Here is a 26,848-nt window from a genome sequence, read left to right on the forward strand (position 1 = left end):
TTAAAAATACATAACTATGAAACACAGTTATCTAACACTACTAATTTTGATTTTACTTGGCACGTTTTCAAGTAAAGCGCAGCAAGACCCACAGTACACTCAATATATGTACAATACGCAGGTGGTAAACCCTGCATATGCAGGAAATCGTGAAGTCTTAAGTTTTGGTTTACTCTATAGAACCCAATGGGTAAATTTTGGAGATGGAGCACCAAATACAGGAACATTTACTGTAAATTCACCTGTGGCCGATAATATGGGGCTAGGTCTATCTGTTGTGAACGATCGTATAGGTCCAGCAATTGAAACCAATTTTAACATAGATTATTCATATAGTATAAATACTTCAGCAGATGCCAAATTATCATTCGGTCTTAAAGCTGGTTTAGACATTCTGGATGTAGATTTTTCAAAACTGAATATATACGACCCCAATGACCCCTATTTTCAAGAAAATAATATAGACAATAAACTACAACCCCAAATAGGAGCTGGTGTATATTATAATACCGAAAGATTTTATGCTGGACTTTCAGTACCAAATTTTTTAACAACAAAACATTTTGACACCGGCAGTATTGAAAATACCCAAGTTGAAACTACCGCCGCCGAACGCATGCACTACTTTCTAATTGCAGGTTATGTATTTGATATTAGCGACGACTTAAAGTTTAAACCTGCAGCGCTCGTAAAACTTGTTAGTGGGTCGCCCCTACAAGCCGATTTATCTGCAAACTTTTTATTGTACGATAAACTTACTTTAGGAGCTGCCTATAGATGGAGCGCAGCAATGAGTGGGCTAGTTGGTTTTCAGGCCACAGAGAATATATTTATAGGTTTTGGATATGATTACCAAACAACCGATATAGAAGCTTATAGCGATGGATCTTACGAAATTATGTTTCGCTTTGAATTATTCAACAGACCAGAGCGCGTATTAACTCCAAGATTCTTCTAAAATTATAAAGACTATGAATACATTATTACGCAACATATTTATTTTCGCTTTAATTTTGCTCACCTCCGGTAGCGCTATTTCTCAAAAAAAGGATATTCAAAAAGCAAACAAAAAATTTGATAGATATGCGTATATAGATGCGCGTGAAATCTACTTAAAAGTAGTTGAGGATGGCTACGAATCTGCGCAAATTTTTCAAAATTTAGGAGATACCTATTATTTTAATAGTGAATACGGCAACGCAGCAAAGTGGTATCTTAAACTCGTAAATAAATATCCAGATGAAGCACAACCAGAGTATTTTTACAAAGCTGCGCAATCACTTAAGAGTTTGGGTAGGTACCAAGAAGCAGATGCATTATTACAAGACTATATAGCAAAAGGAGGAACTACCTTTATAGTAAAAACATACAATGACGATCCGGAATACTTAAAAAGTATAGTTTTTGATTCCAAGGAAATAGATATTGAAAAAGTTGCGGTTAATTCGCCAACTTCAGACTTTGGACCAGCATTCTATATGAATAATAGAATAATATATGCCTCAGCAGGAGAAAATGTAATCCCTAAATTTGACGACTGGACCGAAGAACCATATTTAGACCTCTTTATTGCAGATAGAGGCTCCGATGGCCAGTTGAGGAATTCCGTGCGTGTTGGGGGTGATGTAAACTCCGAATATAACGAATCAACACCATTTTTTACGAAAGATGGAAATACAATGTTTTTTACAAGAAATAGAATTATAGAAGGAAAAAAAGACTTCGATAAATCTAATAAGTTTAAAACCCTCCGACTAACCATCTTTAAAGCTACAAGAGCTGGCGAAAACACATGGAGAAATATAATAGAATTGCCATTTAACAGTGAGTCCTATTCTGTAGCACATCCCACCCTGAGTCCCGATGAAAAAAGATTATACTTTGCTTCTGATATGCCCGGAACCCTCGGAATGTCTGATATTTGGTATGTAGATATTCTTGGGAACGATACTTATGGCCCCCCAGTAAATATGGGTCCAGAAATAAATACCGGAGGGAGAGATTCGTTTCCGTTCATTAGCGACAATAACAACCTGTATTTTGCGAGCGACGGTCGTTCGGGAATGGGCGGATATGACGTATTTGTAGTATCTCTCGATGACTCAGGAAAAGCAGTCGGAACTGCGCAACATTTAGGGCCGCCAACCAATAGTGCTAAAGACGATTTCGGTTTTATTATAAACGAAAAGGAGCGGATTGCCTATTTATCTTCTAATAGAGGTGGAAATAGAGGTAGTGCCGATGACGATATCTATTTGCTCAAAGAAGGTTGTAGCATTACCGTAAAAGGTATTGTGTTTGACGTAGACACAAATGAACCATTGGCAGATGCTCAGGTTAGTTTATTAGATAATTTTAATCAATTGGTAAGCCAAACTACCTCAGGAACTGATGGAAGTTATAAATTTATTGCCGGATGTGGAATACAATATATTGTTAGAGGTATCAAGGAAGATTACACACCCTATGAAACATCTATAAAAACACCTTTCATAACAGGTACTGTGGATGTGCCAATTCCACTAAAACGTATTGGCTGTCCGCCAAACGATCTAAATTGTATCTTAGATTTACAGCCAATTTATTTTGATTTTGACAAATCTAATATCAGACCGGATGCCGAAATTGAATTGGCTAAAATACTGGCTGCTTTAAAACAATATGATCAACTAAAAATAAATATTGAGTCGCATACAGATTCACGCGGTAACGACAATTATAACCTTGCACTCTCTGAAAGACGTGCGCAATCCACACTTAAGTGGCTTGTTAAAAAAGGAATTGATAAGAGCAGACTTACTGCTAAAGGATTTGGTGAATCACGACTTATTAATAAATGTTCTAATGGCGTAAAATGTACGGCCGAAGAACACCAATTAAACAGAAGATCTATGTTCATCATACAAGATTGATGTCTGTATTGTAAATAATTAAGGCGTACCCTTAAATCTCCCCGATTTACAACTATAAACCTTTGTAAAAGCGCTACTTATTGCTATAAGTTAGTTGCCATTACATAAATGCCGCTATCCTAAAAAGATAGAGCGGCTTGCTCCCTAGTAATAAGGAATTTAATGTAAAACGTTTTTAAAAACTGCAGTTAATGACTTCACTTAAACAAATATGGTTAATTGGTTTTTTGTTGTTTGCAAATGCTGTGCTTTCGCAAGAAGTGAAAATAGCAAAAGCAAATGAGCAGTTTGATAAATACGGCTATATCAACGCAAGAAAAATCTATCTTAGAGTTGTTGAAAATGGCTACTCATCGGCAGAAATATATAAGAAACTAGGCGATACCTATTATTATAATAGTGATTATGTAAATGCTGAAAAATGGTATTATAAACTTCTTAAAGAATTTCCTGATGCGATAGAAACCGACTATTACTACAGAATTGCCCAAACATTAAAAAGTTCAGGAAAATATCAGGAATCTGAAGCTGTAATGAATATTTTCTTTACTAAAGGTGGCGAAGAAAAGAATATTAAAAAGTTTGATAACGATCCTGAATATTTGCAGAGTTTAGGGGTTCATCCTTTTAAATATGTAATAAATAAAGTTGCCGTAAATACAAAGTTATCTGACTTTAGTCCTATCTATTATAAAGATAAAATAGTTTTTTCCTCCACTGCGAGAAATCGAGATGATTTCAAAAAACACAATTGGAGCAATATGCCATTTTTAGATTTATATGTTGCCGAAATTGATAGCGATGGAGGCCTTTCAAACTCAAGACATCTTGATGGAGACGTAAATACTAAATTTCACGAATCAACACCTGTTTTTACAAAGGACGGTAAAACAATGTACTTTACCAGAAACAACTACCTCGAAGGTAAAAAGGGATTTGATAAAGGCAGGGTTATTAAATTAAAAATACTAAGAGCCGATCTAAAAGTAGGTAAAGACGGTAGTGAGTACTGGGGCGATATAACCGATTTACCATTTAACAGTAATAGTTTTAACAACGCACATCCCGCGTTGAGTCCAGACGGAAAACGCCTCTATTTTGCGTCAGATATGCCAGGTAGCTACGGACGTTCAGATCTTTATCGGGTAGATATAAAGAAGGAAAAGGATAGTACAATTACCTATGGCGTACCAGTAAACCTCGGCCCGGAAGTAAATACAAGATCTCGAGAAACCTTTCCGTTTATTAGTGAAAACAACACTTTGTATTTTGCAAGTGATGGCCATTTTGGTCAAGGTGGGCTAGACATTTATGTGGCAACATTAGATACAGATGGAAGCTTAAAACAAGTTTCCAATTTTGGACCGCCTATTAATACCAAAATGGATGACTTTGGTCTCATAATTAAAGAATCTCAAGGAAGTGGTTATTATACATCAAATGCCGCGGGTGGTCGCGGCGCTATTGACGACGATATCTATTATTTCTACGAAAAATGTGTAATGACCATTAATGGAATCGTAACTGATATTGATACCCAAGAACTTCTCCCAGGCTCCGAGGTGTCATTGCTCAATGCCGATAACATCGAAATTGAACGAGTAACCGTCGGTGAAGATGCTGCCTTCAGTTTTACAACTGAATGCGATACCAGATATATTATTAGAGCAACAAAAAAACTGTATTTTCCAAAAGAAGAAGTTGTCGAAACACCGGACCAGGGGGGTGTAATAGATTTAAATATTCAATTAAAATTGAAAGATCCGTGCCCACCAAACGATCTAGGATGTATTTTAGAACTTCAGCCTATTTATTTTGATTACGACGAAGACTACATACGCCCAGATGCCGAAATTGAATTGGCCAAAATACTGTATGCTATGGAGCTGTATCCTGAACTCGTAATTCATATTGAATCGCATACCGATTCAAGAGGAAGAGATAGTTACAATATGAAACTTTCAGAAAGAAGAGCGCAATCTACTTTAAATTGGATCGTAGAAAAAGGTATAGATGAGTCGCGCTTGACCGCGAAAGGATATGGAGAAACTATGTTAATAAACAACTGCGGAAATGATGCCGAATGTACCGAAGAAGAACATCAATTAAATAGAAGATCAATGTTTATAATACAGGATTAGGCTAACCAAGTTATATTCCTAAAAAGCGTTCAATACGTACTATTGAGCGCTTTTTGCTTTTAATACAGCCGCCCTTTTCGTATTTTTGAACCAAAAGATTTTTAATATGATTGAAGAACAAGTTATCCTGGTGAATGAAAAAGATGAGCAGTTGGGACTTATGCCCAAACAAGAGGCACATGAAAAAGGTGTTCTTCATCGCGCGTTTTCCGTTTTTATTTTTAATCATAAAAATGAATTATTATTACAACAACGCGCATTTCATAAATATCATACGCCAGGACTGTGGACAAATACTTGCTGCAGTCATCAGCGCCACAACGAATCATCGCTGGCAGCAGGGAAAAGGCGCCTTTTTGAAGAAATGGGCTTTACTACCGAATTAAAAGAGACCACAACCTTTATTTATAAGGCACCATTTGATAATGGACTTACAGAACACGAATTAGATCATATATTAGTTGGCAGCTTTAACGGAACACCTGAAATAAATCCTGAAGAAGTTGCAGCCTGGAAATGGATGGATCTCGAAGCTGTAAAAACAGATATAGCGCAAAATCCAAACATATATACGGCTTGGTTTAAAATTATTTTCGACAAATTTTACCAACATTTAAAAGTATGAGCCTAACCGTATATAGAAAAGCACATTTTAATGCGGCGCATCGCCTTTTTAGAGAAGAATGGGATGATGCCAAAAATCTTGAAGTTTTTGGAAAATGCAGCAATCCAAATTATCACGGCCATAATTATGAATTAGAAGTGGGCATTTCTGGCGAAATCGATCCTAAAACCGGCTTTTTAATAGATTTAAAAATCTTGCGGGATATTATAAAGGAAGAAGTGGAAGACCCATTCGATCATAAAAATTTAAATCTTGAAGTCCAGGAATTTAAAAACCTTAATCCCACTGTAGAAAACATTGCAGTTGTAATTTGGAAAAAAATTAGAACTCGAATCGATTCGAAATACGGTATTTCAATAAAACTTTACGAAACTCCACGTAACTTCGTTGTTTATAACGGTAATTAATGATTACAATTTCAACATTATATCCTTTAAAATTTTACCCTATACTGAAGGAAAAAGTATGGGGCGGTACGAAATTGTACGAACTTTTCCATAAAAATTCAAAAGATAATGTAGGGGAGAGCTGGGAGATATCTGGTGTTGAAAATAATATTTCAGAAATTGCAAACGGACCCTTTAAAGGCAAAACTTTAAATTGGTTGTTAGAAAACTATAAAGAAAAATTGGTTGGTGAAAAAGTATATTCAGATTTTGAAAATCAATTTCCATTGCTCTTTAAGTTTATTGATGCTTCCGAAAACCTCTCTGTGCAAGTACATCCCGACGATGCATTAGCTAAGCAACGACACAATTCCTTCGGAAAAACCGAAATGTGGTACATTCTGAATGTTGAAAAAGGAGGTGAACTTATTCTTGGTTTCAACCAAAAAATGGATAAGCAAAAGTATTTAAAATCGCTTTCCGAAAATAAAATTCCGGAAATTCTTAATTCTGAAACCGTTAAAAAAGGTGATGCGTTTATTTTAAATCCAGGTACGGTACACGCCATTGGTGCAGGGGTGTTACTGGCCGAAATTCAACAAACATCAGATATTACCTACCGAATTTACGATTGGGATAGACCAGATACTAACGGCCAAATGCGCCAATTACATACCGATTTAGCATTGGATGCTATCAATTTTAATCCGCCAAAATCAAGAATGACTTACGGACAAGCGAAAAATACTCCTGTGCATATTGGCACTACAGATTTCTTTGTTGTAAATAAACTCGTGCTGTCCAAAAGTTATCGTAAAGACCTAAAATCAATTGCCTCCTTTACGGTTTATATGTGTTTAGAAGGCAGCACAATAATTGAAACAGATGGCTATTCGGAAAAATTAAAAAAAGGTGAAACCATACTTATTCCTGCACAAATAGCTGAAATAAAATTTATTACCAATTCAGCTAGCTTTTTGGAGGTGTACATTCCGTAAATCTTCGTACCTTTGCCCGATTTAAAAAATATTGAAGTAAATAGATACAACAAATAATAAAGAAGAAAATGGCAAACGTAAGAAATTTAAAAAAAGATATTAATTATGTTTTAGGCGATATTATTGAAGCAGTTTATATTTGGGAATTAACCAATGCAGACAAGGATAATAAAAAAGCTGAAGCAATTATTGATGAAGCAATTACAACTTTTGATGAGCTTATTGCTAAGGTAAATCAAAAAGATGTGGAAAATAAAAAGAAACATTTCAAGGAGGTAAATGCCGAACTTGAAACACGTGGTAGAGAAATGATAAACAAAATTAACGCGTTATAAAATAGAATCACTTTTTTTACGCATTTCAATAAAAGACTCCAATTCCTTACCGTATTTGGAGTCTTTTATTTTAGGTGAAAGCGATTGATATACAGTGTCTAAATATTTAAGATTAGAACTGTATGCTTCACTTAAAATTAAATAGGGCGCAACCTCATAATCGCTGTGATTCATTGCAAAATTTATAGTGGTAAAATATTTACTCTTTATTAATGATTGCTGCTTTCTATTTAAATCCATTTCCAGAGAATCATTATTATTGTTGCCTTTTTTAAAGCGTTCTGAAATATATTCAAGATTCTTCGCTACATAACGCTGTCTTAATTTTTCAAACTCTCTAAAAATACTGTCATTGGCCGAACCTTTTACTATGGCTGCGCTACCAAAATTCTTTAAATTAGTTTGAATATGCATCGGATGGTTTTCTGCAAAAAATGCAATCCGATCATCCCGCAAAGTTCCATCTTTTAGTCTAACGTATAAATAATACATTTCTGGACTTACAATTTTTTCTGAAAATGCAAAATCTGAAGACCCATCAACAATCATCGAATCTACGGTAACCAAGAGCGTGTCATCAAATTTTTGAAGCAACAACGTGCCCTTTTTTAAGCCTTTTACTGTCCCCGTCAGATTCATTTTGTCAGAATCTGTTGAGCAACTAATAAAGCTTATAAAAAATATTAAAATAGTAAATAGGTAACGCATGTTAACTTTTTTAAACGGAATGCAAAGATGATATTTTTTTTTAAATATTTATGCACCCGAAGCTAATTGCATTAACACAGTGCATATAATTGCAGCAACGGTGCCAATAGCGTACCCAAAAACGGCTAATAGTACTCCAACCGTCGCCAATGAAGGGTGAAAAGCAGAAGCAACAATTGGTGCCGAAGCTGCTCCTCCAACGTTTGCTTGGCTCCCCACCGCCAAAAAGAAATACGGGGCACGAATCATTTTTGCAACTAAAATCATTAAGCCCGCATGTACGGCCATCCATACCAAACCAATTACGATTAACCACATATTTTCAAAAATTAGGGTTAAATCCATCTTCATTCCAATGCTGGCTACTAAAATATAAATAAATACACTGCCAAATTTGCTGGCGCCAGCACCTTCATATGCTTTTGCTTTTGTAAATGATAGTAGAACCCCAATTATAGTAGTTATTGTTATCATCCAAAAGAAACTGGAATCGAGAAAAGTAAATATATTTCGGGTTATTCCTTTAGGTATTTGATTTACAATAGAGGTGAAAAAGCCACTTAAATAATCGGCTCCAAAATGTGCAAAACTCACCGTTCCAAAGGCAATGGCTGCCAATATCATCAAATCCGTTAGAGTTGGATTTCTATCTACTTTTTTAGCATATTCTGAAACTTTATCCTTCAAACCATCTATTGCAGAAGTATCTGCCTTTAGCCATTTATCAATCTTTGCAGATTTTCCAATTCCGAAGAGAATAATTGCCATCCAGATATTTGCCACTACAATATCTACAAATACCATCCCTCCGTATAATTTTTGGTTGTAGCCGTAAATTTCAAGCATTGCAGTTTGGTTGGCACCACCGCCAATCCAACTACCTGCTAATGTTGAGAGTCCGCGCCAAACAGCGTCGGCACCTTCGCCACCTACTGCTTCTGGATGTATAGAGCCAACAATCAATACAGCCAAAGGCCCGCCAAGTACAATCCCGATGGTTCCCGCAAAAAACATAATAAGAGCCTTCGGACCCAGATTCAAAACGCCTTTTAAATCTATGCTTAGAGTCATTAACACCAAGGCAGCAGGTAATAAATACCGGCTGGACATATAGTATAAACTTGTACTGCCAGTAGTAGCTTCGCCAGTATCTGCGACGGTGGTCCATTCTGGCGAAATAACGCCCGCAGTAGTCAATAATGCAGGGAGGAAATAAGCCATAAATAACGCAGGAACAATACCGTAGAATTTATTCCAAAATCCTTCTTTGCGCGAAGACGTGTAAAAAATAAAGCCCAAGGCTAGCATTAATATTCCAAAAACTATCGTGTCATTGGTAAAAAGGGGAGTGGTATCCTTTAAAATTTCGGCAGTAGTATCTTGCATTTTTGATGGTTTTGCTGCAAAATACAATTATTTTTTAATTTCAATTATTTTTTAATAAAATCGCTAATAATACTAATTAATTTAGGCATTACCGGCAGGTTATAAATATTATACGACTTGCTGTTCTCCAGGTCGTTACCTTCAATTTCTTTAAAGATATGGTTCATCTTGGGAATAATTTCATATTTGGCATCGGGCTTAGCAGTCTTTAGTAATTCTGCTTCCGAAAGTTGAACCTGAATATCTTTTTCACCATTAATAAGTAAAACGGGAATCTTCAATTTTTGAATTTCTATTTTGGGATTGTACTGCATCCAAGTATAAATAAAAGGCTGAATTTCCTTTCGAAAAATTGAAGCCAATCCAGGACTGTAATTAGACGCCACACCATTGGCCCGAAGATCATCGAATGAAGAACGGGCATTATCAACCAAGCCTGGTGCTTGCTCCGCTAGTTGCGCTACAATTACGTCATCAATTTCCTGCCCCGCACCAGCTATAGAAATAAATCCGGCAGCGCCATTTTGTGCAGCTATCATTCCTACGAGCGACCCTTGACCGTGCCCAATGATATATATTTTTGAAAATCGTGGATCTTTTTTGAAATATTCAAGAATGGCAATTGCATCAGTAATAAAATCGTCAAATTGAATGTTTCTTTCGTTTAGCGCCCGGCTCTTCATTTGTTTTACAATTCTTTTATCGTATCTAAACGAAGCAATTTGGTTTTGGTAAAGGCCTTCGGCTAAATATTTTAAAGCATTGTTTACCATCATTTGTTGGTTTCCGTTTCTATCCGTGGGACCGCTATCACCAACAATAATAGCTAATACCGGTTCTTCAATATTTTCAGGAACCATTAACGTTCCATCAATAAGAGGTGTAATGCTAAGATTTTCGGTATGGTATTTATTAGTTTGGGCATTAACTATTCCTATAAAAAGAAGGAAAAAAAATAAACAATGTTTCATTTTAATGGGTGTTTTTACACGTTGGTATCATGCGTTTCTTTAACAAATAAATTCACTTAATATTGCTTTTCAGTTTTATTAAATTATAGTATTTGGGGCTATTTTACAGGTTTTTAAAAGTAGTGAAATGCATCAAATAAAAATTATTTTCTTTTTTTAATCGGCAGGAATCACTTTTGAATTTATGGATGCTATCTTTGCTGCGATTGAAATTGAAATATATAACGACATTTAAATATGAAAAAAACAGTTTTAGTTTTGTTGGTAGTATTATTTTCGAACGGACTTTTTGCCTCGGAAGATTGGGGGAAAACAGGTCATCGCGCGGTGGGTGAAATTGCCGATGATTACTTGAGTAGAAAAGCCGAAAAGGAAATTTTAAAATTGTTGGATGGCCATTCGTTGGCATTTGTTGCAAATTATGGCGATGATATAAAAAGCGACCGTAATTTTGATATGTACCGTCCTTGGCACTATGTAAGCTTTCCTTTTGGTGAAAAATACGAAACCTATCCTAAAAGTGAAAAAGGCGATATTATTCAAGGCATAAAAAAATGTGTTACTGTTTTAAAAGATAAAAACAGCTCTAAAGAAGACAAGGTTTTTTATCTTAAAATGTTAGTACATTTTATGGGAGACCTTCATCAACCATTGCATATTGGTTTGGCCGAAGATAAGGGCGGAAACGATTTTCAGGTTCGTTGGTTTAAGGATGGTACAAATTTACATACGGTATGGGATTCAAAAATGATTGATTTTTACGATATGTCTTATAGCGAATTAGCCAAGAATACAGATGTGCTTTCAAAGCAACAAATAGAAGCCGTTAAGAAGGGTACCGTTATAGATTGGATGTACGAAAGTCGGGAAATTTGCGAAAATATCTATCAAAACACCGAAGTGGGTGAAAAGCTAGGATACAATTATATGTATAAATATATGGATGTGTTGCGTTTTCAGCTTCAGAAAGGCGGGATACGATTGGCAACAGTTTTAAACGAAATTTTTAATTAATTTATAAAGTTGTTTTTACTACGTATATAAATACGCCCAGTACATGAGCCCAAGTTGTAGTGGCAATCTAAGAATAAGCAACCATTTTGGAAGTTTTATCGCGGCCTTTTCATTTTGAAGCATATAAATATGCACGGGAATAAACGCAAATAGCATTACAATAATACCCCAAGCGGCCTCAATTTGTGTGTTTTTATTAAGCAACATAAATCCGAGTATCATTTCAATAATACCGCTCAGCACTACGATTGTACCATGTGCAGGAATGTAAGGTGGCAAGACGCGTTCGTAGAGTTTAGGTTTTCGAAAGTGATTCATTCCGGCAAGCACTAAAAGTACGCCCAGTAAATATTGATGCCAAGGTAACATAGCTTAATTTTAATTTTTAAAAGTAATCTTTTTGAAACTTTTACCAACCTAGATATTCTTAAAAAGTGAAAGCCTTTCTATTTTTTAGAAAGGCTTTCTTTTTTAATTACTTATTTATGATAAAAATTAGTCTTTAATCAAGCGCTTAACAGTGCTTGCTTTTTCACCAATAATCTGTACCATATAAACGCCAGCCGCGAGCGATGAAACATCTACCGCTTTTTCACCCTGCATAGTGCGAAGGTCTATCTGGTTTACTAATTTTCCGTTTACATCGTAGATCATCATTTTCTCTAGTGAAATGTTGGTCTTGTTTACAAGGTTTACAACATGGCTCGCTGGGTTTGGATATAATGCCACGCCAGCTTCTAAAGTGTTTTGATTTACACCAAGAACAGATTCAACTGTAAGCTCAAAGTCACAGCTGGAGGTGTTTCCGTACTCATCGGTAGCGGTAAAGCTAACAGTGTAAACACCGTCTGGCAATGCCGTTCCTGGAGCAGGATCTTGTGTAGTATCCGTTACGGGATCAGTACAGTTATCGTCAGCGATCGCTTCGCCAGTTGCAAAGTAATCCGGTACAATATAGAAAATGTTGCCTGGTCCTGGATCTACTGTTTGGTCTGCAGGGCAAGTAAGCACCGGAGCCAATTTGTCAACCACGTGAACTTCGGCCACACAAGAGGCAAGGTTACCGCTTGTATCGCTTACAAATACAGTTACCATAACTGGGGTTCCTATATCTGCGCAAGTTACGGTTGGCACATCTACTGCAATAGTAGCAATGCCACAAGCTTCGTTTATATCAGAAAGCAAACTATAAGGATCGATAGTGGTCGTACCATCTGGTCCTAGTTCAATTTCTACAACGTTACCCGTGCTAACACCTTCGTAATCTATTTGGAAGTTATCTACACCGGCACCCCAGGCCCAGCCGCCTTCATCGTCGTAAGTAAAACGAACTTGGAAGTCAGCGTTCATATAAGCGGCCATATCTAAGGCTCCTGAATTGGTCGGATCGGTATCTACATCTACAAATAGTATTTGTTGCCAAGCTGCGCCATCGTATACTTCTACAGTTAAAGTACCATCACCTGCAAATTCCTGCAAGGCATAATCAAAAGAGATAGATGCCGTTACAGCTGCAGAGATATCATAAACTGGAGAAACAAGTGTTACGAGGTTTACTTCACCACTACCTGCCGCATCATCATCAAAGATCGCTGCGTTTGTAGGGAAATCGCCTCCTATTGGCATATCGCCCGACCCGAAGGCCCAGTCTGCAGAACCGCTGGTTACCACAGTAGTCCAACCCGTTGGTATGGTAGCATCTTCAAAATCTGTTAATTCTGAAGTAATGTTTGCAACCCCGCAAGTAATAACTGGCGCTATGTTATCTATAACATTTACTACCGCCATACAGGTAGAAGCGTTTCCACTGGCATCGGTTACGGTTACTTCAATGATGTTCTCGCCCAAATCTGCGCAAGTGAAATCTAATCCAGAGCCTGCACCGGTAGTATAGTGGATGGTTCCGTTAAAAACACGAGGTGCAAATATAGGAGTTGTGAAAGGTGTGTTGGAGGCAGCACCTAAACTCATTGACATATCGGCATTGGAATAATTTTGATTGCTTCCATCACCATTGGTGTAATAGTGTGAATGTCCGCCATCGAGAACTAAAGCCATTCCGTAAGTAGTGTTTGCACTCAACATCAAAGGAGTTGCCAAAACAGCATTTGAAGGTGCATCTAAGCCGGCTCCTGTTCCTGTTGCGGTTGCGGCTACAGCTCCCCAAGCACCAGGATTGGACTCATTACCTACATATGTGCCCACAAGCGTATAAATATCTAAAGTAAACCCTCCCGGATCGGCTGTATTTATATCAATTTCGCTCACTTCCAAATCGGCTGCTCCAACAGTGATGTCAAAATAAACCGCTCCTCCTGGAGATCCATTATTTCCAGAAGCAAATAGAGAGGTCAATGATCCTGCTGTTCCACCGCCGGTACCACCAGCGGTAATTGTGTATCCACAAGCTTCGTTTACTCCGGTAACAAGATCGTTAGGGCTAATTGAAGCCACACCGTTTACATCAAGGAAAACATCCAATCCACCGCCAGCGGCAGCTTCATAGGTCAATAGGAAGTTGTCTACACCAGCTCCCCAAGCCCAATCGTCTTCATCATCATAAGTATATCGCACTTGGAAGGCTGCATTTACAAACGCAGAAACATCTATATCGCCCGTGTTAACAGGATCGGTATCTACATCTACAAATAATATCTGTTGCCAAGCAGCTCCATCCCATACTTCAGCTTCAAATGTTCCTGAACCTGCAAAATCCTGCAATGAATAATCAAAAGATAGTTGCACGTTGCTTGCCCCGGTAAGATCGTATGCGGGAGAAAGAAGTCGCGCAAGGTTTGCCGGGCCACTACCTGCTGCATCGTCATCAAAAATAGCGGCGTTTGTTGGGAAATCTGCCCCTCCTGGCATATCACCGCTTCCGAATGTCCAATCTTGGCCTCCGGACTCAATTACGGTAGTCCATCCTGTTGGGATGGTAGCGCCTTCAAAGTCTTCAGATTCTGAAAAAATTCCAAATCCGCCAACACAGAATACCTCTGGTGCAGTTACATCTTGAACGGTAACGGTTGAGGTACATGTAGCGGTATTGCCAGCTGCATCGGTAACGGTCATCGTTACGGTATTTGCGCCAACCATTGAACAGTCAAACGAAGATACGTCTAATGTCATAGCTGTTATGGCGCAGTTATCGGTAGATCCGTTATCTAGATCGGCAGGAGTGATTGTTGCCATACCGGTTGTTGGGTCAAGGTCTATTGTAATATCCTGGCAAACTGCCACAGGATCTTCATCGTCAAGTACAGTAACCATAAAATCGCACGTTTCAGTATTGCCATCGCTATCGGTAACCGAAAGTGTAACCATAGTATCACCTACTGGAAAAACACTTCCGCTTGCAGGTGTAGCAACAATATCGCCAGAGATGTTGCCATCTTCATCGTCAAATGCAACACCCGCAAAGTTTACTACAGCGCCACAGGTTCCAGGGTCATTGTTAGCCGTAATGTTTGCAGGACACACTATGGTTGGTGGATTGCCTACCATAGTTATTTCTGTGAAATTAATACAGTAACTTAAAAGATTTCCTGAGTCGCCGCCAGAATCATCACAGATACTAAGCGTCCAATTTCCATTTATCGGTTCTCCAGCAAATGTGGCGGCAAAAGTACCGCCTTCAGCTTGAAACGTACCTGTAAAAGGAGCGGATCCTGTAGTTATACTGGGAGCGCCGTCCATAAATACAGTATTGGTATAATTGTCTCCACTGCCTCCATTATCGCTCGATAGATCCAGAGTGGTTCCATTAGGAGAAATCAGTGTAATATCTAAGTCAGAGTCCCAAGAATGGGTTAAATTTATCTCTACTGTGTCTAAGGTGTAATCTCCTGATCCTGTACCTATATTACCTGTTGCCGTAACAGCAGCAGGTGAGGTTGTGGGGCCACCAACGCATGGAAAGCCACCAGTACCAGTAACGGGAATAGGTTGTGGATTACCGGTTCCGCAAGCTGAAATTGGGCCACCGGCCGGCATGTCGCATTTAATAACGCCGCCATTGGGCGCAAAGCTAAACTGCACACTACAATTTGCTGCTGAACTGGTATTGGTAATTACCACTTCAAACCAACCTGGTTCTACTGTTACAGAGAATGGTTGTGTGTTTGAAGAACCCACATCTCCCAAATAATTCGTGCCTTGGTTCGCCGGATCGTATGGAGTTGTACTTCCACCTCCAGGTTCTTGGAAAACTAGCGCATGACCATTGGTAAGGCAGGGACTCGCGCCACTATTTGGGTCAAAATTGATGGTTATACAGGTAGGAGCCACATCAGAATTATAAAAACGAATAGCAGTGTAATTAAAAGTTGTTGCCGTGTTGAAATCGCCGGGATATACTTTTGATGGACAGGCACTGGCTACAGCATCTCTAAAGATTCTGCCCAATTGAGTTCCAGATCGTACAAAAAAACCAGATGGCTCTGCCGAGAGTCCAATTTGAGTTTCTATCGGACTGGTCAGATCGTTACAGTCACCTTGTGCAAAGGAACTGGTGTTAAACATAATAAGTAGTAAGAAGCTAAGAGCAGCGCTTACAAGATAATTTTTCTTCATAATTAATAATTATTTATAGTTAGACACATAAAAGTATGTTAATTAATTGAATTTATTACTATAATAACCAGATAATTATGCATAATTAAAAAAATTTAATCCAAAGGGTGAGTTATTAGTAATTCACAGAAACAAAAAAAGCCGCTAATGTATTATCATTAACGGCTTTTTAAATAATCTTGAAATATTCTTATTTAATCATCTCATAACTTCGTTTAATAAACGCTGTAAGCTCTTCACCTTTTAACAAATTTTTACTCAGTCTGGCCAAATCCAGAGCCTGATTCACCAAGCGCTCTTTTTTCTTTTCAGTTTTTGTATTTAAGATTTCGCCTACCAATTCGTGATTGGTGTTTACAATCAAATTATACATTTCAGGGAAACCGCCCATTCCAAACATACCGCCACCACCGGTTTTTTGCATATCCTTCATCCTTCGCATAAATTCTGGCTCGGTGATAATAAACGGATTTGCATTGCTGTCCATAGCCTCTAATTGTACGCTGAACTTTTCCTTCGGAATAACCCCGTCAAGGAATGTTTTTAAACTTTCCTTTTCTTCATCAGATAGTTTTGAAATCTGCTCATCGTCTTTTTTGATAAGGTTTTCAACGTGGTCGCTATCTACGCGTACAAACGAAAGTTTCTCTTCCTTACTTTCTACTTTTTGAAGTAGGTGCGCTACTATAGGCGAATCCAGAAGTAATACTTCGTATCCTTTTTCTTTGGCTGCTTCAATGTAGCTGTGCTGTTCTTCTTTATTTGAAGCATACAGAATAACGAGATTACCATCTTTATCGGTCTGCGCATCTTTTATCTTTTCCTTCAATTCTGAAAAAGTGAAATACGTATCGTTTACCGTTGGGTACAGTGCAAAATCCTGCGCTTTATCAAAGAATTTATCTTCGGTAAGCATTCCGTATTCAATAACTATTTTTATGTCGTTCCATTTCTTTTCAAAACCTTCGCGGTCATTGTTAAAAAGGCTTTTCAGCTTATCTGCAACTTTGCGGGTAATGTAGCTCGAAATCTTTTTTACCGCCCCATCGGCCTGTAAATAACTTCGCGAAACGTTTAACGGTATATCCGGACTGTCAATTACTCCGCGTAACATCGTTAAAAATTCAGGAACAATTCCCTCCACATTATCGGTTACAAAAACCTGGTTTTGGTAGAGCTGTATTTTATCCTTTTGAATGCTCATATCGTTGGTCATCTTCGGGAAATAAAGGATTCCCGTAAGATTGAAAGGATAATCAACATTTAGGTGAATGTGGAATAGTGGCTCCTCGAATTGCATGGGATACAATTCTCTGTAAAATGAATTATAATCCTTATCTTCCAATTCAGTGGGCTGCTTGGTCCACGCTGGGTTAGGATTGTTGATAATATTATCAACTTCCTGAGTAGGCGCTTCGTCTTCTTCTTTTGCACCTTCAGGTTTTGGAAGGGTTTCCGTTTTGGTTCCGAATTTAATCGGGATAGGCATAAACTTGTTGTACTTCACCAATAATTCACTGATGCGGTTTTCCTCCAAAAATTCGGTAGAATCATCGGCAATATGCAGAATTATCTCGGTCCCTCTTTCCTTTTTATCGGCTTTCTCAATAGTAAATTCCGGCGAACCATCGCACGCCCAATGCACTGCGGGCTCGTCTTTATAACTCTTTGTAATGATTTCTACTTTTTTGGCTACCATAAAAGCCGAATAAAAACCAAGTCCAAAATGCCCGATAATCCCGGCGTCCTTTCCGTTTTTGTCTTTGTATTTTTCAATGAATTCCTCGGCGCCAGAAAAAGCAATTTCGTTGATGTATTTTTCAACTTCTTCCTTGGTCATCCCAATTCCCTGATCTATTATGCGAAGCTGTTTCTTCTTTTTGTCCAACTTTACTTCAATCATCGGATTGCCGTATTCTACCCCTTCGGCTTCGCCAATATTGGCCAAATGCTTCAGTTTTAGGGTTGCGTCGGTAGCGTTCGAAATTAATTCACGCAGAAATATTTCGTGATCGCTGTACAAAAATTTCTTGATCAGTGGGAAAATATTGTCCACCGATACATTAATAGTTCCTTTGCTCATTTTTCTATTATTTATTACTTATTATTATTAATTTGTGAAACAAAACCTAATAGTCAAATAAAATACCAATGCCGAAATTTCTGCCACGTTGTCACTTCCCACTAAAACTTCCTACCAAACTTTAACACAACATTCTGTTTAAGTTTTACTTAATAAGGTTAAACAAGTGTTATCTTTGTATTTGTGTAACGACCTATTCCACACTTTTAAATAAATTATATTATGACGGCAACGAACAATTCTGAAAATACAGACAAAACAACTTCGAAAAAAAATGCTAGAGCTGAAAAGATTATTACGGCATATATGCAGGCGGTATTAACGAAGGAAAAGCCACCCCTCAGCGTTTTCAAATTCTGCAAGGAAAATAATTTTACCGAAGCAGAATTTTATAAAAACTTCGGTTCCTTTGAAGCCCTACAATCCGAAATATGGACTTCATTTTATGATGAAACAATTCGTCAAGCTAATAGAGATGAAGGGTACGAAACGTACAGCAATAAAGAAAAAATGCTCACCTTTTTCTACACCTTTTTTGAACTTCTCACCCTTAATAGAAGTTACATACTCGTTACCTTACGCGAGCATCAAAATATGATGAAAAACCTAGGCCAATTGAAAGAATTGCGTAAAAAAATAAAGCATTTTGCTTCACATTTAATTCGCGAAAATAACGAAGATAAAAAGCTGAAAATTTTAAAACAATCGGTAACCGTATTTTCTGAAGGCGCTTGGATACAAACCCTTTTTCTATTGAAATATTGGATGGATGATAATTCCGCAGGTTTTGAAAACACAGATATCGCAATCGAGAAATCGGTACGTGCCATTTTTGATGTTTTCGATACCCAACCATTGGAAAGTGTGCTTGATTTTGGAAAGTTTTTATGGAAAGAAAAAATGGCCTAATGAAGACGATAGATAAAATTCCCACTAATAAAATTCAACGCGCGTCAAAACTAATGACTACCGGCGTAAAAGTAGGCGGTAATTATTTAAAGTATTACGGTAAAAAACTCGTTAATTCCGAAACCACTAAAGACGAATTAAACGAAAGCAATGCCGAAGATATTTACGACGGGCTAAAAAACCTAAAAGGCAGCGCACTAAAAGTAGCGCAAATGCTTAGTATGGAAAAAAACATCATGCCAAAAGCCTATGTGGAAAAGTTTTCCTTGGCGCAATTTCAGGTGCCGCCACTTTCGGCACCCTTGGTGCGCAAGACTTTTAAGAAATATTTTGGCGATACCCCCGAAAGTCTCTATGATACCTTTAATGCAGAATCTGTTGCTGCGGCTAGTATTGGCCAGGTTCACAAAGCTACAAAAGATGGTAAAAACTTGGCGGTGAAAATCCAGTATCCGGGAGTTGCCGAAAGTATAAGTAGCGATTTGGCAATGGTAAAGCCAGTTGCAATGAAAATGTTTAATATAAAAGGTAAGGATGGTGATAAATACTTTAAGGAAATGGAGGGTAAATTGCTGGAAGAAACCGATTATCTGTTGGAAGTAGAACAGAGCAAGGAAATTACAAATGCTTGTAAAAACATTCCCAATCTAAAGTTTCCCAATTATTACAAAGAACTTTCCGGCGAACGTATTATTACCATGGACTGGATGACCGGACAGCATCTTTCGGAATTTACTAGTACAAATACCAATAAAGAAAAGGCAGATAAAGTAGGGCAGACGCTGTGGGATTTTTATATGTTCCAAATGCACCAATTAAAGCGCGTGCACGCCGATCCGCACCCCGGAAATTTTTTAGTAGACGAAGAGGCAAACCTCATTGCGATAGATTTTGGCTGTGTTAAAACCGTTCCCGAAGAATTCTACCTGCCGTATTTTGAATTGGCCAAACCTGAAAATATAAACAAACCTGAAATTTTCTTGGAGAAGATGTATGCTTTGGAAATTTTAAAGGAGGAAGACTCGCCTGAGGAAACCAAATTTTTTTCAGAATTGTTTCACGAAATGCTCAGTCTTTTCACACAACCATTCCATAGTGAAACGTTCAACTTTGCCGATGAGGAATTCTTTGGAAAAATTGCCGAGTTGAGCAATAGATATTCAAAAGATACTGAAATTAGAAAGATGAACGGCAATCGTGGTTCCAAACATTTCTTATATATAAATAGAACTTTTTTCGGACTTTATAATTTAATAAACGATTTGGGAGCGAAGGTGGCAATAAATAATTATAAAAATTACCTGTAAACTTTAACAAAACTTTGTTTAATCCTTTAACAATTACACTAAACAAAGTGTGGTATCTTTACAGAGAATAATCGAATATTAAATTGCTATGAAAAAGTAAAAATATTCTATTATTTAATTGGTTAGGTTGTTTAAGAAGGGCGCATCTTTTGCGCCCTTTTTTTAATGTTAAAAGTTATTGCTTTATTTCTTCCGAAACATTTACGGAACTTTCCATTTTGTTCTTCACGTATTTGTCTAACCATTGGTCCTGTTCCCACAAAACATGTAGTACGCTTTCTTTCGCGCTGTACCCGTGACTTTCTTTTGGCAACATTACCAGTCTGGCTGTTGCTCCCAAGCCTTTTAACGCATTAAAATAGCGCTCGCTTTGCAGCGGATAGGTTCCCGAGTTATTATCTGCTTCACCGTGAATTAGTAATAATGGCGTTTTCATTTTATCGGCATGCATAAATGGCGACATGATGTAATACGTTTCGGGAGAATCCCAATAGCTTCGCTCTTCACTCTGAAAACCAAATGGCGTGAGTGTGCGGTTATAGGCACCGCTACGTGCAATTCCCGCTGCAAACAAATTGGAATGGCTCAATAAATTTGCAACCATAAACGCGCCGTAGGAATGTCCGCCAACGCCCACGCGGTTTCTGTCTATATAACCCATTTTGTCAACGGCATCAATCGCTGCTTTGGCATTGCCCACCAATTGGGTTCTAAAAGTATCGTTTGGTTCTTCATCGCCTTCGCCCACAATTGGAAAGGCTGCATCGTCTAAAACCACATAGCCTTGCGTTACCCAATAAATTGGCGAACCGTAATACGGATAAATAAATTCATTGGGGTTTGTGGTATTTTGCGACGCACTGGCTTTGTCTTTAAATTCACGCGGATACGCCCAAAGAATCATTGGCATTTTTTCTTTCTTTTCTACGTTATAACCTATTGGTAGGTATAAGGTTCCCTCAAGTTCCAAACCGTCATCTCGTTTGTAGGTAATTACTTCTTTATGAACATTTTGAATACTCTTAAAAGGATTTTCAAATGAAGTTACAGGCGTTAAATCATTTTTCTTTTTAATATTTCTGAAGTAATAATTAGGATACTCATTCTGCGATTCTATACGAACCAGAATTTTCCCTTTCTTCATATCGATTGCAGCATTTAGATTTTCAAGCTTATCGGTGTATTCAGATTTGTAGATGCGTTTGGTTTTTTGGGTTTTTAAGTTGAATTCATCTATAAAAGGAAATTGTCCCTCGTCCGAAAAACCATCGCCCATAAGAAAGGCATTGCCTTCAACCAATTCTAGAACACGCTCATCAAAATTGTTTCGGGTGGTTACAAAATTTCCGGGATCATTGTACCGGTCCTGATAATTTCTGTCAAAAATAATCTTCGGCGTTTCCGAAACATTTGATGGATTAAAAATATACGATTTTGTATTACGATCATTCCACCAATAATCTGAAGCAATGGCGAGCTTATCATTCCCCCAAATAATTCCGGAATAACGATTTTTTGTTTTTAGCAACAAGTTGCCCTTTCCGTTAAAGGGAGCTGGCAATTCATATACGGCATCGCGAAAATCTACTTTTACTTCCGGATCACCTTTATCCAAGGCTTCGGCCCAGTAAATGGTTGCAGGTTTATCTGCGCGCCAATTCATTCTTCGCTTTCCCATTCGGGTTGCCATAAAACCTTTTGGTTCTACTTCGTTTAGCGGTACGTCGTTTACTTTTTGAATCAGTTTGCCTTCGTTATTATAAATATTGGTTTCAAAAGGAAAACGGCTATAAGGCACGATATAGGAAAATGGTCTTTTAATTGTTGAAACCATGATATAATTGCCGTCGGGCGAAAAATCAAGTTCGTCGTACATGGCTGTCGGAAGAAAATCTTCAACCTTGCCCGCAGTAGAAATCTTCTTTATTTCCGAACGTGCCAATTGCTCAAAGTTGTATTCGTCGTTCGGGCTGCTTAGCAAATCCTGATAGGTTCTGTTTTGCGCCTTTTCGCCATCGCTTACTGTAATGGTTGGGCCATCGGGCACGGCTTCATCGGTGTTTATTAATTGCTTTCTATCGTTGGGGATAACGTTTACAAGTAGCGCACTGCCATCTTTAAACCAATTAATAGGGTTGCCCATATTTGCATTTATCTTTAACGTACTAAGCTGTTTGGCGGTAGCGTTTTCAATATCTGCCAACCAAAGTTGTACACCATCATCTACTGTATTTAAAAATGCGACCATTTTTTGGTCTGGTGAAATAGTAAAACTGGAAAGTCTAGGGTTTTCGGGAAAGCCCGATACTTTCCGAGCGTCTTTTTCCGAAGCTTTTTTTACTTTTATATTATTGTAAAACCTGGTACGGCTACCAATATTTGTTTTGGGGTTTATTCGCAATCCGCCTAGGCGCAATTCTGGTTCCGATAGTTCGGCAATAGATTTGTAGGCATCGCGATAAAAAAGCACTACATTTTCACCATTGCTGTCAATCCAAACCGAAGGTGCCAAGGGCGCATCTACAAGTTCAAGAATTTCTTTTGGGGGTTTCTGGTAGGTGAGTTTTTCCTGTGCTATAAAGTTGGCACACGTAAAAAGGAATACGATAATCGCAATGGTTTTTTTCATGATAAAATTTTTAAGAGCTAAAGATATTCAAAATAAATAGAAATAATTTGTTATGCGCGCATACTATATAAACTGTAATTTGTTTCCTTAAAAAGCGGTATATGTTTATCTTTCCAAACTATTTTAAACTGAAATAAATGTACACTTCAAAAATTACTGGTTTGGGATCTTACGTGCCCGAAAATGTGGTTACCAACGACGATCTTTCAAAATTAATGGATACCAATGATGCGTGGATTCAAGAACGCACGGGTATAAAGGAACGCAGGCATATTAAAAAAGGCGATGGCAATTCTACTTCGGTAATGGCCGTAAAAGCTTCTACTATTGCTTTGGAACGCGCCCAACTGCAGCCAAACGATATAGATATGATTGTGTTTGCCACTCTAAGCCCAGATATGTATTTTCCGGGCGGTGGAGTAGAAGTACAGGAAATGATGGGGATGCGCACCATTCCAGCTTTAGACGTCCGCAACCAATGTAGTGGTTTTGTATATGCCCTGTCGGTGGCCGATCAATTTGTGAAAACGGGAATGTATAAAAATGTCTTGGTGATTGGAAGTGAAAACCATAGTGGTGGCTTAGATTTTTCAACACGTGGCCGCAACGTTTCGGTAATTTTTGGCGACGGTGCCGGAGCTGCTGTAGTTTCAAGAAATGAAACGGGAAAAGGTGGAATTCTTTCTACCCATCTTCACAGCGAAGGGCAATATAAAAACGAACTTTCACTAAAGGGTCCGAGTACCGAATATTGGGTGCCACAGATTATTGAAGAAAACCCACAAGAAAACATACCCTATTACCCAGTGATGAATGGCCAGTTTGTTTTTAAACACGCCATTGTTCGTTTTGCCGAAGTAATCCAGGAAGGCTTGGAAGCAAATAAGCTTGCGGTACAAGATATTGATATGTTAATACCGCATCAGGCCAATCTTCGTATTTCGCAATTTATTCAACACAAATTAAAATTGAATGACGAACAAGTTTTTAATAACATCCAGAAATACGGAAATACTACTGCAGCTTCAATTCCTATTGCTTTAACCGAAGCTTGGGAACAAGGAAAAATCAAGGAAGGCAATTTGGTGGTCTTAGCAGCTTTTGGGAGCGGATTTACTTGGGGAAGTGCTATTATTAGATGGTAATATTGCTTCGGCAGAAAAAATAAAAAAGCCTTTCAGCAAAACTGAAAGGCTTTTGTTTTACCCAAAAAATAGGTATAATTTTTTAAAGGCTAATTCAAATAAATTATAAAATGAAATTTTAGGTATTGTATTATAATAGACGAAATGATATTGCCAATAGTTTCACCCCGAATGGCTTTTTAACAAAATAATAACGGACTAGAAAATTCCTCCGCCTCCAGACGAGGTGTTGTCGTCTCTGTTTTTTCTGCCCTTGGCGCGGTAATTACTTCCTCCGAATCTATAGGCCAATCCTACATAAATGGTATTGCTTTCATTTTTAAATTCCCCGCTCTGTGGATAGGGTGTATTTCCACTAAAAGCAAACTTCATGGAATTAAAAACATCATTATAATTTATACTAAAAGTTCCGCGGCCTTCCCATAAACTATATCGCGCGCCCAAATTCACAAAATAGAGGGGTTCAGATTCAAACTGAATTCCCTTGTTTTTTGCTCGGTAAAGTCCAAAGCCCGATAAAGTAAGGTTTTTGGTAACCGTAAAATTATTCGACATTCTAACATTCCAGGCAACGTTATCTGTTTCTACAACTTGTGTTATTATATCGTCCACAGTTGGAGTTCCCGTAGCGTTTTCAAAAGTTTCGGTAATACCTTTTTGAGTTTGTTTGTATAGCTCAAAACTGGTGTTAAAACTCCACCATTTTGTGGGTTTGTAGTTTGAAGAAAGTTCAATTCCGTATAAATCGGTACTGCTGAAATTTTGAAAGGTAAGAATAGACCTATCTAAATTTGTGCGATCTATGAGTATTGCACGGTTTATTTCGTTATCCACCAATCGGTAGAACAATCCGCCAGTGAAACTTCCCATTTCAAAATTACGGGTGTAATTGGCCTCTATTGAATTGGTAAACTGAGGCTCCAAGTTTATATTTCCGAAAGAAGAAATTAAGGGTGTACTAAACTCACGAATGGGATTTACCTGATCAAGTCCCGGACGATCTACCCTACGGCTGTAACTAAGTTGGTACTGATTTTTTTCGCTGGGAGAATACGTTACAAAAGCACTGGGATACACCTGAAAATAATCATTAGTGAAGGCACGCACTTTGTTGGTATCGGCTTTTACGCTAACGTTTTCCACTCGTGCACCTAGCTGGTATGACCATTTTTCATAGGTTTTTCCAAAAGTGGCATAAAGTGAATAGATGTCGCGAAGGTATTCAAAGCGCGTTGACGGCGTATCTGTTAACTCGCCATTGGCATTGTAACTTTTGCCGTTGGAGGCATAATCTATGGTGGTTTCAAAAAGCCGTGCCTCGACCCCTGCTTCAATTTTTATACTTTCTGAAATTGGATTTACATAATCAAGATTCACGGTTAGTTGATTGCGGTCCGTTTCATCATTGTCCGAAAAATTTTCTAAAGGTGAAGCTCCGCGAAATTTATATTTTCCGATGGTTTCATTTGAAAATATATTATAATCTGCTTCTAGCTCAAGACTGTGATCCGCTTTTTCAAAATTTACTTTATAGTCGAAATTATATTGTGATGATACATTTTCATTGGCAAAATAGAATAATTGTTGTTGGTTGAGAGATGGTTGATCCAAATAAAAAATTGTGGAACTTCCGTCGCCTTTTCCTTCGTATAAATTTTGATTGGTAAAGAAGGATATCGTGTTTTTGTCATTTAAATAATAATCCATTCCCACTTTAAAAAGGTTGGATTTACTATCGTCCAAAAAATGTATCACTTCTTTTGAGTTGTTCAGGGAACGTGTAATGAGTCCGTCATTCTCGTTTTTGGAAACATTATTACTAAGGTTGGCATAGAAATTAAATTTTCCATTTCTGTAATTCATATCCAAACCCGCATTGAATTTTGCGTTTTCCCTATACGTTAGCCCAACAGAAGCATTCCCGTTAAAACCCACGTTCACATTTTTATGAAGAATAATATTAATTAGACCGCTCATGCCCTCAGGATTGTATTTTGCCGAAGGATTGGTAATAAGTTCAATTTGCTTTATGGATGACGACGGAATCTGCTTTAGCAATTGCGCTACTGGAATGTTTGAAAGTTTGCCATCTACCATGACCCGCACATTTTGGTTGCCCCGCATAGAAAGTTCGCCTGTTTGTTGGTCAATACTCACGGTGGGCAGGTTATTCATAATATCTGAAGCAGTAGGCCCAGCGGTTGAAAGATCCTTGCCCACGTTTATTACTTTTTTGTCTAACCGTTGTTCAATAGTAGATCTTTCGGCCACGATATTTACCTCGTCCAGCGAAGCAATGTCTTCCTCCAGCAATATATTGCCAAGATAAATAGATTCATTTCCTTTCGTGATGTTAATTTCGGTTGTAAAAACTTTATAGCCAATATATTGAATCATTACTTGGCATTGGCCTTCCGGTATTTTGTGGATTTCAAATTTACCGGTATCATCGGTTACTGCGCCGGTAATTATTTCGCCCTTTAAATTTTTTACTACAACAGTAACGTAGGGAAGGGGTTGGTTTAAAATTTTGTCTGTTACACTGCCATAAATGTGGCCGCGTTTTTCCGTTGGGTCGTTAACGGCATGGACCGCACCGAATACGACGAATGCAATTAATACTAAAATGTTTTTCATTTGTGTGATTGATTGATGTTATTGATTGATTTATTAAAAAATAAGACAGTATTTTCCATTAGATAGTATCTTGTATAACATACTAACTTT

The 26,848-nt window shown here is 37.9% G+C and carries 19 protein-coding genes; 11 read left to right on the forward strand and 8 right to left on the reverse strand.

What is annotated here, in order from left to right; all coding sequences use genetic code 11:
• Window positions 1-16 precede the first annotated feature (16 nt).
• The 7 genes from QCQ61_RS08900 to QCQ61_RS08930 all read left to right on the forward strand — a co-directional run bounded on the left by QCQ61_RS08900 (window position 17) and on the right by QCQ61_RS08930 (window position 7,397).
• Window positions 17-958: a PorP/SprF family type IX secretion system membrane protein gene (locus QCQ61_RS08900; protein WP_279447281.1), complete on the forward strand. Its 942-nt coding sequence runs from the start codon at window positions 17-19 to the stop codon at window positions 956-958.
• A gap of 13 nt (window positions 959-971) precedes the next feature.
• Window positions 972-2,912, forward strand: a complete 1,941-nt coding sequence (locus QCQ61_RS08905) for an OmpA family protein (RefSeq protein WP_279447282.1) — start codon at window positions 972-974, stop codon at window positions 2,910-2,912.
• Between the two features lie 191 nt (window positions 2,913-3,103).
• On the forward strand, window positions 3,104-5,053 hold the full coding sequence (locus QCQ61_RS08910) for an OmpA family protein (protein ID WP_279447283.1): 1,950 nt from the start codon (window positions 3,104-3,106) through the stop codon (window positions 5,051-5,053).
• Between the two features lie 106 nt (window positions 5,054-5,159).
• Entirely contained in the window at window positions 5,160-5,678 is a 519-nt protein-coding gene (idi, locus tag QCQ61_RS08915; protein WP_279447284.1) for an isopentenyl-diphosphate Delta-isomerase, read from the forward strand.
• Window positions 5,675-6,085 (forward strand): 6-pyruvoyl trahydropterin synthase family protein, encoded by a 411-nt coding sequence (locus QCQ61_RS08920; RefSeq protein WP_279447285.1) that lies wholly within the window; start codon window positions 5,675-5,677, stop codon window positions 6,083-6,085. Before idi ends, QCQ61_RS08920 begins: the two co-directional genes overlap by 4 nt.
• Complete coding sequence (locus QCQ61_RS08925; RefSeq protein WP_279447286.1) at window positions 6,085-7,062, forward strand: type I phosphomannose isomerase catalytic subunit; 978 nt, start codon at window positions 6,085-6,087, stop codon at window positions 7,060-7,062. Before QCQ61_RS08920 ends, QCQ61_RS08925 begins: the two co-directional genes overlap by 1 nt.
• A gap of 68 nt (window positions 7,063-7,130) precedes the next feature.
• Window positions 7,131-7,397: a hypothetical protein gene (locus QCQ61_RS08930; RefSeq protein ID WP_279447287.1), complete on the forward strand. Its 267-nt coding sequence runs from the start codon at window positions 7,131-7,133 to the stop codon at window positions 7,395-7,397.
• On the opposite strand, the gene QCQ61_RS08935 is transcribed toward QCQ61_RS08930, so the two are convergent.
• The 3 genes from QCQ61_RS08935 to QCQ61_RS08945 are packed head-to-tail and all read right to left on the reverse strand — an operon-like array spanning window position 7,392 to window position 10,462.
• The gene (locus tag QCQ61_RS08935; RefSeq protein ID WP_279447288.1) at window positions 7,392-8,105 is read right to left on the reverse strand and encodes a DUF4369 domain-containing protein; all 714 of its coding nucleotides are present in this window, start codon (window positions 8,103-8,105) and stop codon (window positions 7,392-7,394) included. The genes QCQ61_RS08930 and QCQ61_RS08935 overlap by 6 nt on opposite strands.
• A gap of 48 nt (window positions 8,106-8,153) precedes the next feature.
• On the reverse strand, window positions 8,154-9,491 hold the full coding sequence (locus QCQ61_RS08940; protein ID WP_279447290.1) for a DUF819 family protein: 1,338 nt from the start codon (window positions 9,489-9,491) through the stop codon (window positions 8,154-8,156).
• Window positions 9,492-9,535: 44 nt separating this feature from the next.
• Window positions 9,536-10,462: an alpha/beta hydrolase gene (locus QCQ61_RS08945; protein WP_279447291.1), complete on the reverse strand. Its 927-nt coding sequence runs from the start codon at window positions 10,460-10,462 to the stop codon at window positions 9,536-9,538.
• Window positions 10,463-10,699: 237 nt separating this feature from the next.
• Here QCQ61_RS08945 and QCQ61_RS08950 point away from each other — a divergent pair, with 237 nt between their 5' ends.
• Window positions 10,700-11,476 (forward strand): S1/P1 nuclease, encoded by a 777-nt coding sequence (locus tag QCQ61_RS08950; protein WP_279447292.1) that lies wholly within the window; start codon window positions 10,700-10,702, stop codon window positions 11,474-11,476.
• An 18-nt stretch (window positions 11,477-11,494) separates the two neighbouring features.
• On the opposite strand, the gene QCQ61_RS08955 is transcribed toward QCQ61_RS08950, so the two are convergent.
• From QCQ61_RS08955 to htpG, 3 genes are all read right to left on the reverse strand, one after another.
• Complete coding sequence (locus tag QCQ61_RS08955) at window positions 11,495-11,845, reverse strand: DoxX family protein (protein WP_279447293.1); 351 nt, start codon at window positions 11,843-11,845, stop codon at window positions 11,495-11,497.
• A gap of 126 nt (window positions 11,846-11,971) precedes the next feature.
• Complete coding sequence (locus QCQ61_RS08960) at window positions 11,972-16,048, reverse strand: HYR domain-containing protein (protein ID WP_279447294.1); 4,077 nt, start codon at window positions 16,046-16,048, stop codon at window positions 11,972-11,974.
• A 190-nt stretch (window positions 16,049-16,238) separates the two neighbouring features.
• Window positions 16,239-18,131, reverse strand: a complete 1,893-nt coding sequence (gene htpG, locus QCQ61_RS08965) for a molecular chaperone HtpG (RefSeq protein WP_279447295.1) — start codon at window positions 18,129-18,131, stop codon at window positions 16,239-16,241.
• Between the two features lie 222 nt (window positions 18,132-18,353).
• On the opposite strand from htpG, the gene QCQ61_RS08970 reads away from it, so the two are divergent.
• Complete coding sequence (locus QCQ61_RS08970) at window positions 18,354-19,040, forward strand: TetR/AcrR family transcriptional regulator (RefSeq protein ID WP_279447296.1); 687 nt, start codon at window positions 18,354-18,356, stop codon at window positions 19,038-19,040.
• A complete protein-coding gene (locus tag QCQ61_RS08975; protein WP_279447297.1) occupies window positions 19,040-20,347 on the forward strand; it encodes an ABC1 kinase family protein in 1,308 nt (435 codons plus the stop codon). The genes QCQ61_RS08970 and QCQ61_RS08975 overlap by 1 nt, the downstream gene beginning before the upstream one ends.
• Window positions 20,348-20,522: 175 nt before the next feature.
• On the opposite strand, the gene QCQ61_RS08980 is transcribed toward QCQ61_RS08975, so the two are convergent.
• The gene (locus tag QCQ61_RS08980) at window positions 20,523-22,976 is read right to left on the reverse strand and encodes an alpha/beta hydrolase family protein (protein ID WP_279447299.1); all 2,454 of its coding nucleotides are present in this window, start codon (window positions 22,974-22,976) and stop codon (window positions 20,523-20,525) included.
• 137 nt (window positions 22,977-23,113) lie between these two features.
• Here QCQ61_RS08980 and QCQ61_RS08985 point away from each other — a divergent pair, with 137 nt between their 5' ends.
• Entirely contained in the window at window positions 23,114-24,121 is a 1,008-nt protein-coding gene (locus QCQ61_RS08985) for a 3-oxoacyl-ACP synthase III family protein (RefSeq protein WP_279447300.1), read from the forward strand.
• A gap of 198 nt (window positions 24,122-24,319) precedes the next feature.
• On the opposite strand, the gene QCQ61_RS08990 is transcribed toward QCQ61_RS08985, so the two are convergent.
• Window positions 24,320-26,758, reverse strand: coding sequence for a TonB-dependent receptor (locus QCQ61_RS08990; protein WP_279447301.1), 2,439 nt, complete (start codon window positions 26,756-26,758; stop codon window positions 24,320-24,322).
• Window positions 26,759-26,848: the final 90 nt, after the last annotated feature.

The organism is Aequorivita marisscotiae (genome assembly GCF_029814825.1).
Classification (GTDB): Bacteria; Bacteroidota; Bacteroidia; order Flavobacteriales; family Flavobacteriaceae; genus Aequorivita; species Aequorivita marisscotiae.